The organism is Microbacterium sp. LWO14-1.2 (assembly GCF_038397715.1).
Classification (GTDB): domain Bacteria; phylum Actinomycetota; class Actinomycetes; order Actinomycetales; family Microbacteriaceae; genus Microbacterium.
The window spans coordinates 2362716-2379258 of record NZ_CP151633.1; the positions used below are offsets into that span (position 1 = coordinate 2362716).

The 16543-nt window shown below is 70.2% G+C and carries 15 protein-coding genes; 5 read left to right on the plus strand and 10 right to left on the minus strand.

From position 1 onward, the window contains the following. Positions 1 to 36 precede the first annotated feature (36 nt). The 4 genes from MRBLWO14_RS11325 to MRBLWO14_RS11340 are packed head-to-tail and all read right to left on the minus strand — an operon-like array spanning position 37 to position 4527. Entirely contained in the window at positions 37 to 1191 is a 1155-nt protein-coding gene (locus MRBLWO14_RS11325; protein ID WP_341933261.1) for a dihydrodipicolinate synthase family protein, read from the minus strand. Further along, positions 1188 to 2024 carry a sugar phosphate isomerase/epimerase family protein gene (locus MRBLWO14_RS11330; protein ID WP_341933262.1) on the minus strand — a complete coding sequence of 279 codons (837 nt, stop codon included), beginning with the start codon at positions 2022 to 2024 and terminating at the stop codon, positions 1188 to 1190. Before MRBLWO14_RS11330 ends, MRBLWO14_RS11325 begins: the two co-directional genes overlap by 4 nt. 35 nt (positions 2025 to 2059) lie before the next feature. Next, positions 2060 to 3172: a Gfo/Idh/MocA family oxidoreductase gene (locus MRBLWO14_RS11335; RefSeq protein ID WP_341933263.1), complete on the minus strand. Its 1113-nt coding sequence runs from the start codon at positions 3170 to 3172 to the stop codon at positions 2060 to 2062. Further along, positions 3169 to 4527, minus strand: a complete 1359-nt coding sequence (locus MRBLWO14_RS11340; protein WP_341933264.1) for an FAD-dependent oxidoreductase — start codon at positions 4525 to 4527, stop codon at positions 3169 to 3171. Before MRBLWO14_RS11340 ends, MRBLWO14_RS11335 begins: the two co-directional genes overlap by 4 nt. A 170-nt stretch (positions 4528 to 4697) precedes the next feature. On the opposite strand from MRBLWO14_RS11340, the gene MRBLWO14_RS11345 reads away from it, so the two are divergent. Further along, positions 4698 to 5705 carry a LacI family DNA-binding transcriptional regulator gene (locus MRBLWO14_RS11345; protein ID WP_341933265.1) on the plus strand — a complete coding sequence of 336 codons (1008 nt, stop codon included), beginning with the start codon at positions 4698 to 4700 and terminating at the stop codon, positions 5703 to 5705. A 5-nt stretch (positions 5706 to 5710) separates the two neighbouring features. Here the strand turns inward: MRBLWO14_RS11345 and MRBLWO14_RS11350 are convergent, their stop codons facing one another. Next, positions 5711 to 6706 carry a LacI family DNA-binding transcriptional regulator gene (locus MRBLWO14_RS11350; protein ID WP_341933266.1) on the minus strand — a complete coding sequence of 332 codons (996 nt, stop codon included), beginning with the start codon at positions 6704 to 6706 and terminating at the stop codon, positions 5711 to 5713. Between the two features lie 193 nt (positions 6707 to 6899). Between MRBLWO14_RS11350 and MRBLWO14_RS11355 the strand changes: the two genes are divergently transcribed. The 4 genes from MRBLWO14_RS11355 (at position 6900) to MRBLWO14_RS11370 (ending at position 11599) form a co-directional block, all read left to right on the plus strand. Next, complete coding sequence (locus MRBLWO14_RS11355) at positions 6900 to 7769, plus strand: sugar phosphate isomerase/epimerase family protein (RefSeq protein ID WP_341933267.1); 870 nt, start codon at positions 6900 to 6902, stop codon at positions 7767 to 7769. A 233-nt stretch (positions 7770 to 8002) separates the two neighbouring features. Beyond that, positions 8003 to 9505 (plus strand): sugar ABC transporter ATP-binding protein, encoded by a 1503-nt coding sequence (locus MRBLWO14_RS11360; RefSeq protein ID WP_341933268.1) that lies wholly within the window; start codon positions 8003 to 8005, stop codon positions 9503 to 9505. Continuing rightward, positions 9505 to 10536: an ABC transporter permease gene (locus tag MRBLWO14_RS11365; protein WP_341933269.1), complete on the plus strand. Its 1032-nt coding sequence runs from the start codon at positions 9505 to 9507 to the stop codon at positions 10534 to 10536. The genes MRBLWO14_RS11360 and MRBLWO14_RS11365 overlap by 1 nt, the downstream gene beginning before the upstream one ends. Before the next feature lie 61 nt (positions 10537 to 10597). Beyond that, positions 10598 to 11599, plus strand: coding sequence for an ABC transporter substrate-binding protein (locus MRBLWO14_RS11370; RefSeq protein ID WP_341933270.1), 1002 nt, complete (start codon positions 10598 to 10600; stop codon positions 11597 to 11599). Positions 11600 to 11768: 169 nt separating this feature from the next. On the opposite strand, the gene MRBLWO14_RS11375 is transcribed toward MRBLWO14_RS11370, so the two are convergent. The 5 genes from MRBLWO14_RS11375 to xylB form a co-directional block, all read right to left on the minus strand. Continuing rightward, the gene (locus MRBLWO14_RS11375) at positions 11769 to 12065 is read right to left on the minus strand and encodes a putative quinol monooxygenase (protein WP_341933271.1); all 297 of its coding nucleotides are present in this window, start codon (positions 12063 to 12065) and stop codon (positions 11769 to 11771) included. Between the two features lie 100 nt (positions 12066 to 12165). After that, the gene (locus MRBLWO14_RS11380) at positions 12166 to 13128 is read right to left on the minus strand and encodes an aryldialkylphosphatase (RefSeq protein WP_341933272.1); all 963 of its coding nucleotides are present in this window, start codon (positions 13126 to 13128) and stop codon (positions 12166 to 12168) included. Next, a complete protein-coding gene (locus MRBLWO14_RS11385; RefSeq protein ID WP_341933273.1) occupies positions 13125 to 14069 on the minus strand; it encodes a shikimate dehydrogenase in 945 nt (314 codons plus the stop codon). Before MRBLWO14_RS11385 ends, MRBLWO14_RS11380 begins: the two co-directional genes overlap by 4 nt. A gap of 11 nt (positions 14070 to 14080) precedes the next feature. After that, positions 14081 to 15037 carry a phosphoglycerate dehydrogenase gene (locus MRBLWO14_RS11390; protein ID WP_341933274.1) on the minus strand — a complete coding sequence of 319 codons (957 nt, stop codon included), beginning with the start codon at positions 15035 to 15037 and terminating at the stop codon, positions 14081 to 14083. After that, on the minus strand, positions 15037 to 16539 hold the full coding sequence (gene xylB / locus MRBLWO14_RS11395; protein ID WP_341933275.1) for a xylulokinase: 1503 nt from the start codon (positions 16537 to 16539) through the stop codon (positions 15037 to 15039). Before xylB ends, MRBLWO14_RS11390 begins: the two co-directional genes overlap by 1 nt. Between the last annotated feature and the right edge of the window lie 4 nt (positions 16540 to 16543).

The window sequence follows — 16543 nt, forward strand, 5'->3', positions numbered from 1 at the left end:
AAGCGCTTGCTAGCGCGGTCGTGTTCGCCGGTCGGATCAGATCCCCTGCGCGCGGAAGTATGCGGACGCCCGCGCGGCCGCCGCGTCGGGATCGGCGAAGAGGCCGATCCCGTTCGCTGCGGCGAACAGCTCCGCGAGGTGCAGGATACTCCGGCCGGATTCGAGACCCGCGACCATGCGGAAGTGGCTCTGCGCGCCGTCGAGATAGCTCAGCCACACGACACCGACCTTGTAGTAGCGGGTGGGTGCCTCGAAGACGAGGCGGCTCAGCGGCACCGTCGGATCCAGGATCGAGCGGAATCCCCGCTCGTCGCCGTCGTCGAGTCGGGCGAGCGCCGCGGACGCGAACCGCGGTACGGCGGCGAAGGCGCCGAGGAGGGCGTCGCTGTGGCCGTGGTCGTCGCCGGCGATGAGCTCCGAGTAGTTGAAGTCGTCTCCCGTGAACAGTCGCACGCCCGACGGCAGGCGGCGTCGGAACGAGATCTCGTGGTCGCGGTCGAGCAGCGACAGCTTGATCCCCGCGACCTTCGACGCGTGCGCCTCGATGAGGGCGAGCACGGTGTCGGATGCCGTGGCGACGTCGTTCGTGCCCCAGTACCCGGCGAGTGCGGGGTCGAACATCTCGCCGAGCCAGTGCAGGACGACGGGGCGACCGGCCGCGGTCAGCACGCGGTCGTACACCGCGAGGTAGTCGTCGGCGCTGCGCGCGGCGCGGGCGAGGTGCCTGCTCGCCATCATCACGACCGACCCGCCGGCGGCCTCGATGTCCTCGAGCTGCGCGATGTACGCGTCCGCGATCTCGGACAGCGTATGAGGGCCGTCGTCGAGCTGGTCCGTCGCGATGCCGACGACGACCGACCCGCGTCGTCCGGCGGCCTCGCGCAGGGTGCGTCGTGCCAGGTCGAGTGCGGTCGCAGCGTCGAGGCCCATCCCGCGCTGCGCGGTGTCCATGCTCTCCGCGATGCCGAGTCCCAGATCCCAGAGGGAGTGCCGCAGGGCCATCGTCGCGTCCCAGTCCACGACGGTCGCGCCTCCGGCCGCAGCGCGCAGCGGATCGGCGACGACGTGACCCGCCGCGTACGCGGTCCGCGAGGTCGACGGAGTGCTCGAGGTGCGCAGCGGCGCGGGAGGATTGAGCTCGACGGCTCGCAGCCCGTCGGCGGAGGGCAGCCGGACGACGGTCGAGCTCATCGGGTCACCGCCTCGGCCGAGCGGGTCGCCTGCGCGAAGCCGCGGACGGTGCGATCGACGATCGTGTCCAGATCGAGCGCCCAGATGTCGTCGTTGAAGATCTCGACCTCGGTGGGACCGGAGAACCCGGCGTCCCGCACGGCCGCGTTGAGCGGAGCGAAGTCGATCTCGCCGTCGCCGGGGAACAGCCGGCCGTTCATGTTCTCGGGCTCGGGGAGGGGGAGAGCGAAGTCGCTGATCTGATAGCCGGCGATCCGCTCGCCCGCCGCGGCGGCGCTCTCGGCGAACCGGGGATCCCAGAACGTCGCGTACGCGTCGACGAGGATCCCGGTCGCCGTGGCCGGCAGATCGCGGATCATGTCGAGGGCCTGGGCGATCGACGTGACGACGCTGCGGCTCGTCACGAACAGCGGATGCAGCGGCTCGAGCGCGAGGCGGACGCCGGCGTCCTCCGCGAACGGGACCAGGGTCTCGAGCGCATCGCGCACCCGCTGCTCGCCGCGTGCGATGTCGCGATCGCCGGACGGCAGGCCGCCCGCGATGAACGTGAGCATCGGCGCGCCGACCTCGTGCGAGAGCTCGAGTCCGCGCTTCACGCCGTCGAGCGCGCCACGCAGCTCGGCGCCGTCCTTGTCGGCGACGAAGCCGACGCGGCACACGGAGCTGACGCCGAGACCGTGATCCGACAGGATGCGGCGGGTCTCGGCGAGGCCGGTCTGCTCGACCGGCTCGACCCAGAGACCCAGGTGACGGATGCCGGCGCGCTCGGCGGCGGCGGCGGTCTCGGCGAGACCATAGGGACGGGTTGTCGCCTGGTTGAGGCTGAGTTCCATCGGATGGCTCCTCTTCTCTGATCTGCTCTGATCGCTCAGACGGTGACGGTGGCGGGCAGGTGGGCGAGCGCGCGTGAAGTCGACGGCTCCGCGAGGCGCACCGGACGCCCGGTGCGCGCGGACTCGTACACGGCCTCGACGATCCGGAGCGAGGCGAGCGCCTCCTCCCCGGTCACGGCCGGGGAGCCGCCGGTGCGCACGGCCCTCACGAAGTCGGCCACCTGCTGGCGGTGCATGGGCATCAGACGTGCGTTGACCTCCTCGACGGGGATGTCGCCCGAGAGGCCGTGCTCGAACACCGAGCCGGCGCGCTCCTCGCCCGGCACCGCCCACAGGTCGTTCACGGCATCCGTCCCCTCCGGATACTCGGTGAGCGAGACGGTCGCGCCCGTGGTTCCCGTGATGGTGATGGCTGTGCCGAGGTTCGGACTGGCCGCCACCGTCGCCGACAGGGTGGCGATCGCACCGGAGGCGAACGTGATGAGGGCCGCAGCGGTGTCCTCCACCTCGATCGCGTCGCCGTAGACGAAGGTGCCCGCTTTTGCGCTCACCTCGACCGGCTCGCCCATGAACCACTGCAGCAGGTCGATGTAGTGGATCGCCTGCGTCATCAGCACGCCGCCGCCGTCTGCGGCCCACGTGCCCCGCCACGCCGCAGCGTCGTAGTAGTCACGACCGCGGTGCAGCAGCACGCGGCAGTGCCCGAGCATCGGGATGCCGAGGCGGCCCTCGTCGATCGCCGCGCGGATGTTCCTCGCCCCGTCCCAGAACCGCTTCTGGAAGACGATGCCGAGTGTGACGTCGTTCGCATGCGCGGCCTCGACCATGCGGGCGGCGGCAGCGGAGTCGGCGGCGATCGGCTTCTCACAGAGGATGTGGATGCCGCCGGCCGCCGCCTCGCGCACGACGGCCTCGTGGGTCGGATGCGGTGTGCAGACGCTCAGCGCATCGACGCCGAGTGCGGCCAGCTCGGCGACCGACGAGACGGCGTGCGGGATCTCCCGCGCATCGGCGAAGACGCGCGCGCGTTCGGGGTCGATGTCGCAGACCGCCACGACCTCGACGTCCGGGAGCGCCGCGTACGCCTGGAAGTGGTTGTCGGAGATGTTGCCGCAGCCGACGATGCCGATGCGGAGGGTGGCGCTCACGAGCGCGCTCCCGCCGTGACGCCGGCCAGGGCCGCGTCCGCGGCCCGTCGGCCGAAGACGAACCCGAACACGATGCCGCCGATGTAGCGCAGATCCTGGGCGCCCCCGGCATCCGCTCCGACGGCGAAGAGCCCGTCGATCGGCTGGCCGTCCCTGTCGAGCGCGCGGCTGTCGCCGTCGACCCGGATCCCGCCGAACGGGATCGTGATGCAGGGTTGGATCTCGACCGCGCGGAAGGGGCCGGTGCGGAGAGGACTGGGCCGCTCGGGAAGCGGGGCGTCCAGAGCCACGCCTTCGCCCGAGGCGGCGCGGCGGTAGCCGTCGAGCGTGTCGGCGAGCCCTGCGCGGTCGACGCCCCATCCGGCGACGACCTCGACGAGCTCCTCGAGGGTCTCGGTCTCGGCCGTGCGGGCGCCCGCCGCCGTCGCCTCGGCGTGCCGGTCGAGCGCCATGCCGCTCGGATAGGGCACCGCCAGTGCGCGGTTCTGCTGCACCTCGTCGTCCCAGATGAGCACGCCGCGCCGCCCCGGCTGCCGGACGAGGAACTGGTTGGAGACCTCGTCGCCGAGCGACTCGTCGGTGAACCGACGGCCGAGCCGGTTGACGATCACTCCGTACGCCGAGAAGTAGAGGGTGAGGCGCAGGAACACCTGGGGAGACACGGCGAGGGGGCTCGGCAGGGTGTGCCCGTAGAACCCGGAGAGGTGCCGGCTCGCCCCCGCCCCCGCGGAGACGGCGAGACGGAAGCCGTCGCCGACCGAGTTCGGGTTGCTGCGCACCGCGATGTCGTCGGCGCCGTTGCCGATGAACTGCTGAGTGAGCTGAGGGTCGCCCTGGAAGCCGCCCGTCGCGAGTACGACGGCCCGGGCGGTCGCCCGCTGCCTCGCCCCTCCGTGGGAGTACGTCACTCCCGTGACCCGGCGGTCGTCGCGTTCCAGTTCGACGTCGCGGACATCCGTCACCACCTCGCCTCCGCCGTCGACGACCTTCGCCGACCACGCGGCGAACAGGCCCGGGATGTCGATCTTGCACGCTCTGCCCCACTCGAGGTGGTCGAGCCATTCGTCGCTGACGGCGACCCCTGCGGCGCGCACATCGGCGACCGCCTGCTCATACCCCTGCACCACGAGCGGCCCGAGCACGGGGTCGGCATCCGGCTGGATGCGGTCGAGCACCTCGATGCTCGGCGCCGTCCACAGGATGCCCGCCGACAGTGCGGCCGAGCCGCCGATGGCCGAGCCCTTCTCGAGGAGCAGTACTCGCGCACCGAGGTCAGCGGCCCGGTTGGCGGTCGCGAGACCGGAGGCGCCGGCTCCGATCACGACGAGGTCGAAAGGCTTCTCTTGAACGGACACGTGCTTCTCCTTCGAGGCGGTCGGTTAGGTAAACGTTTGCCGTTACGAACAAGCACGTTGATATGCTTATGGATAACGTTTGCCACATGCTAGGACGGTCCCTGCGCCGTTGTCAAACAGCACGCGGCGGCCTCGACGGTAGTGTGGGGTGATCGATGAGAGGGGTGGCGATGGCGACGCTGCGCGATGTCGCGGAGCTCGCATCCGTCTCGGTGGCCACGGCCTCCCGGGTGCTGAACGGGTCCGCGAGCAACCATCCGGTCTCCGAAGCCGTGCAACAGGCCGTCCGCGCCGCCGCCGCGACCCTGGGGTACACCGCGAGCGCCACGGCTCGCGCCCTGCAGCAGAAGCGCAGCCGCATCATCGGCGTGATCGCGAGTGACATCCTCGACCCGTACTTCGCGGAGATGACCCGCGGCATCGAGGTTGAGGCGACGAGTCGGGGGTACGTGACGGTGCTCGCGAACGCCAACCGCGACCCGCTGCAGGAGTTGGCACGGTTCCGCGCGCTGCGCGAGCATCAGGCATCGGGCATCGTGTTCTGCGGAAGCGACATCGAGGGCTCCCCGGGTACCGGACAGCTCGCGAAGGAGGTGAATGCCGCCGTGCAGCAGGGCACCAGCGTCGTGGCACTCGCGCCCCGCGGATTCGCCGCCACCAGCATCGTCGTCGACAACGCGGCGGCCGCGGCGGAGCTCACCTCGTACCTGCTCGGGCTGGGGCACCGCGACATCGCCTTCATCGGCGGCATCCCGGGGCTCACGGCCTCGGAGCAGAGACTCATCGGCTATCGGAAGACGATGTTCGACGCGGGCCTCGCGCCACGGGTCGCCGACCCCACCGGCATGAGCCAGGCGGCGGGCAGTCAGTCGATCGAGGCGCTGATCGCGTCAGACCGGATGCCGGATGCGGTCATCTGCAGCAACGACGAAGTCGCGATCGGCGCGCTCGCGGGGCTCTGGCGGGCCGGGCTGCGCGCGCCGGACGACGTCTCCGTCGCCGGGATCGGCGGCACGGCCGGTGGCGAGGTCTTCGATCTCACGACCATGACCCTGCCCCTGGTGGAACTCGGGACCCTCGCCGCGCGCTTCATCGCCGCTCCCGAGCCCGTGGCTGCCCCCGCTGCGGCGCCCCCCGTCAGCCTTCGCATCGGGACGACGACCGCGCCGCGACACTGACGGCGTCAGGCGGTCGACTCCCGCACGACGAGCTCCGCGGCGAACGGTGTCGGCTCGGGCAGGTCAGCGGTGGGGTCGGCGAGCTGCTGCAGCAGCGCGGCCCCCGCGGCGCGGCCGATCTCGTACCCCGGCTGCCGCACGCTGGTGAGCGGCACGACGGTCTGGTGGGCCTGGATGACGTCGTCGAAGCCGACGAGCGCGATGTCGTCCGGCACGCGGATGCCGTGGCGCAGCAGCTGCGTCATCACGCCGATCGCGACCATGTCGTTGGCGGCGAACACGGCATCCGGTCGTTCGATCGCCGGCAGGGCGGCGAGGCGCGCGCCGACCTCCAGGCCGTCCTCGGTGGCGAGGTGCACCACGTCGACGACCTCGACCGAGGCGTCGCTGCCCTCGACCGCGTCGCGGAGTCCCCGCAGCCGATCGTTCGACTGGCTCACGGTCGGCGCGCCGACGAACAGCAGGCGTCGTCGCCCGATGCTCAGCAGATGCTCGCCCGCGAGGCGGCCTCCGCCCCGGTCGTCGAAGAGCACGGATCCCACGGTCGCCGACTCGCGGATCGGTCCGACGACGACCGAGCGGATGCCGCGCTCCGCGAGCTGCTCCAAGCGGGGCACGACGTCGCCGAGCGGGTAGATCACGATGCCCTGCACGCGGTGCGCCTCGAACATCTCGATGTTGCGGCGTTCGAGCTCGCCGTCGCGGCTGCTGTTGCTGAAGAACAGCGACCAGCCGCCCTCTCTCGCGACATCCTCGACGCCGCGCGAGAGCTCCTGGAAGTACGGGATCCACGCGTCGAGCAGGATCAGCGCCAGGGTGCGGCTCGCCCCGGCGCGCAACTGGCGGGCCGACTCGTTGGGCACGTACCCGAGCTGCTCGATCGCGGCGCGCACCCTCTCCGCGCTCTGCGCCCCCAGCACGTGCGGGTGGTTCAGGTAGTTCGAGACCGTCGACGAGGAGACGCCGGCGAGGGCTGCGACGTCTTTGACGCTGGCGGGCATTGGGGTTCCTCCTCGGATGCGCCGGCGCACGGCATCCGACGGCGGCCGGACCAGCCTACTGCCGCGATTGGCACGTGCCAAGAAAGTTCTTGACACGCTCGTCGACCGAACGTAGCGTTGGCCTCCGGATCGAGTTGGCACGTGCCAAATCGGTCGAGGCGACGGTGCCGCACACCCGCCTCCGAGGGGTCGCATGAACATCGGATGCCATGGGCTGGTCTGGACGGGACGCTTCGACGCCGAGGGCATCCGCCTGTCGGTCGAGAAGACGAAGCAGGCCGGTTTCGACCTCATCGAGTTCCCCCTCATGGACCCGTTCGCCTTCGACGTCGACGCCGCGAAGAGCGCTCTCGCTGAGCACGAGCTCGCGGTCAGCGCCTCACTGGGGCTGTCGGAGGCGACCGACATCACCAGCGCCGATCCCGCCGTCGTGAAGGCGGGGGAGGAGCTGCTGCTCCGTGCGGTCGACGTGGTCGCCGACCTCGGCGGCGAGAACTTCTGCGGCGTCGTCTACAGCGCCATGAAGAAGTACATGGAGCCCGTCACCGCAGAGGGGCTCGAGAGCAGCCGACGCACGATCGCCCGCGTCGCGGACCACGCGGCGGAGCGCGGCATCGCGGTGTCGCTCGAGGTCGTGAACCGCTATGAGACGAACGTGCTGAACACGGCCCGACAGGCGCTCGGCTACCTCGCCGAGGTCGACCGGCCGAACCTCGGCATCCACCTCGACACGTACCACATGAACATCGAGGAGTCGGATATGTTCGCGCCGGTGCTGGACGCCGCTCCCGCTCTGCGGTACGTGCACATCGGCGAGAGCCACCGCGGCTACCTCGGGACCGGCACGGTCGACTTCGACACCTTCTTCAAGGCGCTCGGACGGATCGGCTACGACGGGCCGATCGTGTTCGAGTCGTTCTCGTCGGCGGTCGTCGCCCCCGACCTGAGCCGGATGCTGGGGATCTGGCGCAACCTCTGGACCGACAACGACGAGCTCGGGGCGCACGCGAACGCGTTCATCCGCGACAAGCTCGTCGCCGTCGACTCGATCCGTCTGCACTGACGCTTCATATCGGTGGATCCTGGATCTGAAATCGATTTCACCTAGACTGGGCGCGTCAGCACGGACCAGACGTTTCCGACTTGTTATTACAGGCTGTTCCGTTTCGGGCGCGGACTAGATACATTTAGATACATCTTGCGGTGGGGACACCTCAGGACGCAGAATTGATCCGATGTTTCCGGGCCCGACCGGAAAGCATCCGATACACGACCTTCAAGGAAGCAGGTGAGCACATGGGTGAGCCCATCCTCAGAGTCGAGGGGATCAGCAAGGGATTCCCCGGCGTGCAGGCGCTCAAGGACGTACACCTCGAGGTGCGCCAGGGCGAGGTCCTCGTCCTCGTCGGCGAGAACGGCGCCGGCAAGTCGACGCTCATGAAGATCCTCTCCGGGATCTACACCAAGGACGAGGGCACGATCACGTTCGAGGGGCAGGAGGTCGAGCTGACCAGCCCGTTGCAGGCCCAGCAGCTCGGCGTCACGATCATCCATCAGGAGCTCAACCTGATGCCCGATCTGACCGTCGCGCAGAACATCTTCGTGGGCAGGGAGCCGAAGATCGGCCCGTTCCTCTCGGAGCGTCGACTCAACTCGCAGACCGCCGAACTGCTGAAGCGCCTCGACATCCGCCTCGACCCGCGGCAGAAGGTCGGCGAGCTCACGGTGGCCGAGCAGCAGATGGTCGAGATCGCCAAGGCGCTCTCGTTCAACGCCAAGGTGCTCATCATGGACGAGCCGACCTCGGCCCTCACCGACTCCGAGGTCGAGACGCTGTTCGTGCTCATCGAGCAGCTCAAGGCCGCCGGCACCGGCATCGTCTACATCTCGCACCGCATGGACGAGCTGCGCCGCCTCGCCGACCGGGTCACCGTGCTCCGCGACGGCGCATACATCGGATCACTGGAGAAATCCGAGGTGAGCATCCCGCAGATCATCGAGATGATGGTCGGCCGCGCGATCGACGAGGGAACCCGCCCCCAGGCCCGCGAGCACGCGGGCGACCCCGTGGTGCTCGACGTGCAGGGCCTCTCCACCAAGAGCCTGCTCAAGGACATCTCGTTCCAGCTGCACCGGGGCGAGATCCTCGGCTTCGCCGGACTCATGGGCGCAGGACGCACCGAGACCGCACGGGCGGTCATCGGCGCCGACCACCGCGACGGCGGAACCATCACGATCGGCGGACGCACAGCGCGCATCTCGCAGCCGTCGGATGCCGTGCGGCACGGCGTCGGCTACCTCTCCGAGGACCGCAAGCTGCTCGGCCTCATGCTCGAGCAGGACGTGACGTTCAACACGGTGCTCGCCTCGCTCGGCTCGTACGCCAACGCGATCGGCTGGATGGGCGACGGCAAGGCCAAGAACCGCACCAAGGACTACGTCCAGCAGCTGCGGGTGAAGACGCCGTCCGTCAACCAGGTCGTCAAACTCCTCTCCGGAGGCAACCAGCAGAAGGTCGTCATCGCCCGGTGGTTGATGCGCGACTGCGACATCCTCATCTTCGACGAGCCGACCCGAGGCATCGACGTCGGCGCGAAGGAAGAGATCTACCGCCTCATGCAGCAGCTCGCTGACGCGGGCAAGTCCATCATCGTCATCTCGTCGGAGCTGCCGGAGATCCTCCGCGTCGCGAACCGCATCGCGGTCTTCGCGAACGGTCGCATCACCGGGACCCTCCGCAACGAAGACGCCAGCCAGGAGAAGATCATGCAACTCGCAGCCCACGGAGAGGAAGACTGATGAGCGCTCCGCAGAACGGATCGTCCACGACGACGATCATCCAGACGGCACTCGACGAGAACACCGACAAGCGCGACGTCGTCGGGTTCCTCAAGCGCCAGGTCCAGCAGTCGCTCGCGTTCGGCACGCTCATCGTGCTCGTGATCTTCTTCTCGATCGCCAGCCCGAACTTCTTCACGTTCAGCAACATCGCGACCGTGCTGCTGTCGACGGCCGTCATCGGCATCCTCGCCCTCGGCACCACGTTCGTCATCATCACCGGCGGCATCGACCTGTCGATCGGAACCGGCATGGCGCTGTGCGCCGTGATGACCGGCGTGATCGTCACCAACATGGGACTCCCCGTGTGGATCGGCGTCATCGGCGGCGTGCTCACCGGTGTGCTCATGGGCCTCGTGAACGGCGTCAACATCACGTTCCTGCGGCTGCCCCCGTTCATCGCCACCCTGGCGATGATGATGATCGCCGGCGGTCTCGCACTCGTCATCTCGAACGTCGCACCGATCTACTTCTCGACCTCGGCTCCCGACTTCAAGAAGATCGCGCTCGGCGTGATCATCCCCGGCATCCCGAACGCCGTGCTCATCACCGCCGCCCTCGCGATCGTCGCGTGGCTCGTGCTGTCGAAGACGCTGCTCGGCCGCTACACCTTCGCGATCGGCTCGAACGAGGAGGCCACCCGCCTCTCGGGTGTGAACACGCGTCGCTGGACGATCTTCATCTACATGTTCGCCGGCGCCTTCACAGGCATCGCGGGCATCGTCATCGCCTCGCGCCTCGACTCGGCCCAGCCGCAGATCGGCACCGGCTACGAGCTGCAGGCCATCGCAGCCGTCATCATCGGCGGAACCTCGCTGCTCGGCGGTCGCGGATCGATCCTCGGCACCGTGATCGGCGCGCTCATCATGAGCGTGCTCGTCAACGGACTGCGCATCATGTCGATCCAGACCGAATGGCAGAACATCGTCGTCGGCATCGTCGTGCTGCTCGCCGTGTTCCTCGACTCGCTGCGCAACCGCCAGCACACCTGACCCACCCTCACAGCACCACCCTCACCGAGAACCACCCACCACACAGAACAATGGAGTTTTCATGAAATTCGGCAAGAAGACCGCATTCGCGGCACTCGTGGCCGCATCCGCCCTCGTGTTCGCCGGCTGTGCCGGCGGTGGCGGTGACGTCATCGAAGAAGGCGGCAGCGGCGGAGGCAGCGGCGACGGCGAGATGTACATCGCCATGGTCTCGAAGGGCTTCCAGCACCAGTTCTGGCAGGCCGTCAAGAAGGGCGCGGAGCAGAAGGCCGAAGAACTCGGCGTCCGCATCACCTTCGAGGGCCCCGCAGCCGAGACCGAGATCGCGCAGCAGCTCGAGATGCTGACCGCCGCGATCGACAAGAACCCGGATGCCATCGCCTACGCCGCCCTCGACCCCGAGGCGTGCGTCGCCCCGCTCGAGCAGGCCAAGTCGAAGGACATCCCCGTCGTCTACTTCGACGCCCCCTGCGACGGCGACGTGGGCCTGAGCCTCTCGGCCACCGACAGCAAGGTCGCCGGCGCGCTGGCCGCCGAGCACATGGCCGACCTGATCGGCGGATCGGGCGAGGTGGCCATCGTCGGCCACTCGCAGATCAACTCGACCGGTGTCGAGCGTCGTGACGGCTTCGTCGAGAAGATCGAGTCGGACTACCCCGACATCGAGATCGTCGACATCCAGTACGGCGACGGCGACCACCTGAAGTCGGCCGACATCGCGAAGACCCTCATCGCGGCGCACCCCGACCTCAAGGGCATCTACGGCACCAACGAGGGCTCCGCGATCGGCGTCGTGAACGCCGTGAACGAGCTCGGCCTCGAGAAGGGCAAGATCACGATCGTCGGCTTCGACTCCGGCGCCGCGCAGATCAACGCCATCAAGGACGGCACGATGGCCGGCGCGATCACGCAGGACCCGATCGGCATCGGCGAGCAGGTCGTGCAGGCGGCCTACGACGCCGCCAACGGCAAGTCGGTCGAGAAGTTCTACGACACGGGTTCGTACTGGTACGACAAGACGAACCTCGACGACGAGAAGATCGCCTCCGTCCTGTACGAGTGATCCTCTGACACAAAGGGCCCCTCACCCGCGGGTGAGGGGCCCTTTCGTGTGTCCGTGCCGCTGCGCCTCGCGCGAGCCACCCCCTTTTGCGCGAGCCACCCCTCTGCGTCGTGCATGCAGAGGGGTGGCTCGGGGGGAGAGGGGTGGTTCGCGGAGGAGAGGGATGCCGTCAGATGCGGCGCAGGAACGTGAGCTGCGACGACGGCTCGACGATGAGGTCTTGCAGCGCCGCGTTGAACGGGATGCCGGCGGGGGAGGAGAGGTGCGCCTGGAACGCGGCCTCGTCGCGGTACACCTCGTACACGAAGAAGCGGTCGGGGTCGTCGACGAGGCGGGTCGCGTCGAACACGACGTTGCCCTCCTCGGCCCGCACGTGCTCCGCGAAGTCGGCGAGGAGTGCGGCGACGCGATCGCCTTCGCCGGGACGCGCGGTGAAAGTCGCGTGCAGGATGGTCGGCTCGGTCATGCGGGGCTCCTTCAGGGGGTCAGGCAGCGCGGGGTCGTGCGGGGTGTGGCGCGTTTCGTCTCGCTTCGCTCGCTCAACGACCCGCGGGAGGGGCGCTCGCTCAACGACCCGCGGGGGACGGGAGGGCGAGGAGTCGGGCGGGGTTCGCGCGCAGCATCCGCTCGACGGCGTCGTCGCCGACGGCCGCGCGCACCCTCGGCAGATACCGCTCCCCGAGGTAGGCGAGGCCGGGCATGCCGCCGTACGCGATGTACCGGGTGCGGCGGGCGACGTCGCCGCCCAGCACGACGCGATCGACCGCGCCCGCCGCGACGACAGCCTCGGTCAGGGCGAGCAGCTCGGCATCCGATCGTGTGCGCGGCCGCGCGAACCCGTCGTACCCGAGGTAGGCGCCGCGCTCCGCGAGGGAGGCGTGCAGGCCGGGATCGGGGTCTCGGTCGGCGTGCGCCAGCACGATGCGGTCGGCCGAGACCCCCTCGGCGGCGAGCAGGTCGATGACCTCGTGCGCGGCGGTGCAGAACTCCAGGTGCACCATGATCGCGGCGCCCGTGGCGCGATGCGCTGCGGCGAGGGCGAGCAGCGTCGTGTGCTCGAACCCGCTGATGCGCCAGTAGTCGATGCCGCCCTTGAGCAGTCCGGCGCGCACGGGGGAGCCGTCGGGGCCGCTCGCGCGCTCCCCATCGGGGTCGCCGTCGGCCAGCGGCATCCCGTCGCCGATCTCGCGGATGAACCGCGCGGCGAGCGTCTCGGCATCCGTCGATCGCGTCGGGTGGTCGGCGGCGTAGTGGGCCTCGCGGTGGCGTCCGGTCGTGGCGACGATGCGCAGTCCGGTCAAGGCGCTGATCCGTGCGAGCGCGCCGGGGTCGCGACCGAGGTCGAACGGCGTGGCGTCGACCATCGCCGCGAAGCCGCTGTCGCGCAGCATCGCCGCCTCGGCGCCCGAGCGCTCCTCGTCGTCGAGCTCGTCGCCCGGCAGCAGCGGCGAGACCTGGAACAGGTGCTCGTGATAGTTCGTCGGCCCGAGCTCGGTCGGATCGACGTCGCCGAGGACGGTGCGGATCATCGCCGTGCCGACTCCGCCGCCTCGGCGAGACGCTCGACGATCTCGGGGGTGAGGTCGAGCTCGAAGACGTCGGCGACCACCTGCGACCATCCGTGGATGAAGTAGCGCCACCCGTCGATCACGTGCAGTCCGCGCGCGGCCTCCTGAGCCCGGGCCTGATGCAGGAACTCCAGCGACCCGCGGTAGTTGAACTCCCAGACCCAGGCGTCCTCGGGGAAGACGACGTCGTCGGGCAGGGGTGAACCGGGGCGGTCCTTGCCGAGACCCGTCGCGTTCACGATGAGCGATCCGGCCGGGGCGGCGGCGACGAGGGCAGCCGCCTGCTCGACCGTGTCGGTGCGCACGTACTCGATGAACCCGTCGCGCGTGCCGTGCTGTCGGTGCACATCGCGCAGATGCGTGAGCTTGTCGTCGTCGCGCGCGGTCACGGTGACCTTCGCCGGAGCGTCGGCCCGCTCGGCGAGCGCCCAGCTGAGCGCGGTGCCCGATCCGCCGGCGCCGAGGATGACGACCTCGGCCCCCGTGCGAGCGAAGTGGTCGGCGGGCAGGAAGTCGTTCAGCGCCAGGTCGACCGTGATCGGGTCCTTCGCGCGGCCGATCAGACGGTCGCCGCGCTTCGAGATGCTCGAGATCTCGGCGCACGACACCGCGAACGGGTCGAGCTCGTCGAACAGGTCGGATGCCGCGGCGAACACGTTCATCTTGTGGGTCGTCACGAGGGCCCCGCGGTGGTGGGCGTCGTCGCGGATCTGCTCGACCATGGCCCGGTACTGGGCGGGCCCGGCGTCCATCGGGAGGTCGTGTCCGACGAGTTCGGTGGTGGGCAGCCCCAGCACCTCAGCCCATCGGGGGAACACCTGCATGATCGACGACGAGCCGGTGCTCACGCCGACGAAGCCCATGTAGCCGCCGGTCGTGGTGGCGTTCTCGGTGATGGTCATGGTCGGGCCCTTCAGGGTCGGGAGGAGACGAGGTGGGCGGGCGTCGAGCCCGCGAGGACGGCGAGGACGTCGTCGAGAGACATCGAGCCCATGTTGTCGACGGCCTGCGTGGTCTGCGCGCCGAGGTGCGGGGTGACGGTGACGCGCTCGGCCAGGTCGGCGGCCAGGAGGGGGCTGTCGCTCGCGGCCGTGTCGCCGGACAGGGTGTCGGCCGCATACGCGCCGAGGCGCCCGTCGCGGAGCGCCGCGGCCACGGCATCCTCGTCGATGAGATCCGGACGGGCGGTGTTCACCAGCACGGTGCCCGGACGGATGCCGTCGAGCCGCGCCGCATCCACGAGCGTCTGCCCGCCGGGGGCGTGCAGGGTGATCACATCGGCCGTGCGGAACAGGTCGTCGAGCCCGATCGGCACGGTGCCGAGGGCGACGATACGCTCGGGCGCGAGGAACGGGTCGGCGGCGAGCACCGCGCAGCCGAAGCCGGTCAGGCGGCGGGCGACGCCCTGGCCGATGCGACCGAAGCCGACGATCCCGACCGTCGCGGCGCCCAGCTCGCGTCCGCGGCGGACGCTCCAGTCGCCCCGGCGCACCCGTCGGTCGCCGTCGGAGATGCACCGCAGCGCGGCGAGCATGAGCCCCACGGCGTGGTCGGCGACGGCATCCGCGTTCGCACCGGGGGTGTTCGTCACCGGGATGCCGCGTCGCTCGGCCGCCGCGACGTCGACCGCCTCGGTGCCCACGCCGTACCGCGCGATGACCTTGAGGTTCGGTGCCGCGTCGAGGTGCGCGTCGGTGACCGGGCCGGTGCCGGCGATCCAGCCGTCGGCTGCGGCGAGCAGCGGGCCGAGCTCGGTGAGTCCGTGGTGGGCGGGTCCGCGCACGATCTGGTGCCCGGCATCCCTGGCGCGCGCGACGAGGTCGAGGTCGCCGTCCGAGAACGACCTGCTGGTGGCGAGGATCACGCCCATCAGACGCTCCCGGCCGACGGGGCGACGGCGAACCACGGCGCCAGCGCGTCGTACGCGGCGGTGAACCGGGCGTGGCGCTGGGCGTAGACGGCGTGGCGCCCGGCATCCGGAGCGAACTCCGCCGTGACCTCGCTCAGCGCGCGGGCGGCCGAGAAGTCGGCGAGGCCGAGTCCGACGGCGCCGGTCACGGCGGCGCCCAGGCTGTTGGCCTCTTCGACGATCGTGCGGCGGCGGACCGGGACGCCCCAGACGTCGGCGAGGATGCCGAGCCACACGTCGCTCTGCGCGCCGCCTCCGACCGCGTCGATGCGGTCGACCGCTGCGCCCGACTCCCGGAACGCGTGGATGCAGGTGAGGAGGTTGAATGCGACGCCCTCGAGCACGGCGCGGGTGAGGTGCGCCCTCGTGTGGTGGCGGCCGATGCCGACGAACGCGCCGCGGGCCGACGGGTCCCAGAGCGGCGACCGCTCGCCGAGCAGGTAGGGGAGGAAGTAGAGGTCCTCGGTGTCGAGGTCGCCGCCGGCGTCGGCGGTGAGCCGGGCGGTCTCGGGGCGAGCGGGGTCGGGCGAGAGGGCCTCGGCGATCCACTGCACGGATGCCCCGCCGGCCTGCATGGTCGCGGTCGGCACGAACGATCGGGGCACGACGTTGTCGAAGGTCATGGTGCGCATGAGCGGATCGTGCAGCGGGGCGGGGCTCGCGAACGAGATCCACGACGAGGTCCCGAGGCAGACGTACGCGCCGTCCTCGGGGGCGACGACTCCCGAGCCGACTGCCGCGAGCGGACCGTCGCCGCCGCCCATCACGACGCGGACGGTGCGGGGGAGTCCGAGGGCGCCGGCCGCCTCGGCGGTGAGCGCACCCGCCACGCTCGTCGATCCGAGGATCTCGGGGAACAGTGCCGGGTCGAGGCCGGCCGCGGCGAGCACGTCGGCCGACCACGTGCCGGAGAGCTGGTCGTAGGCGTTGGTGCCGGAGGCGTCGGAGCGCTCGGTGGCCAGGCGGCCGGTGAGCCGGTAGACGATGTAGTCCTTCGCGACGCAGAAGTGACGCACCCGCGCCCAGATGTCGGGCTCGTGGTCGCGCACCCACATGATCTTCTCGAGCGAGTAGGTCGGGTTGAGGCGGTGGCCGAGCACGCGGTAGGCGGCTTCGGCGCCGAGGCGCTCTTCGAGCGCGCGGGTCTGCGCGCCCGAACGGGTGTCTGCCCAGATGATCGCCGGACGCACGGGGTCGCCGTGCGCATCGAGCAGCACCGTGCCCATCATCTGGCCGCTCACGACGAGACCGACGACCGCGTCGGGGGAGACGTCGGCCTTCGCGATCAGCTGTCGTGTGGCGTCGATGACCGCGCCCCACCAGTCCGCCGGGTCCTGCTCGGCGATGCCGCCCACCGCGAAGTGCGCGGGGTACGGGACGGTGACCGCCGTCACGAGGCGTCCGTCGTCGTGGTGCAGCGAGGCCTTGTCGCCCGTGGTGCCCAGGTCGTGAGCGATGATCATGCCC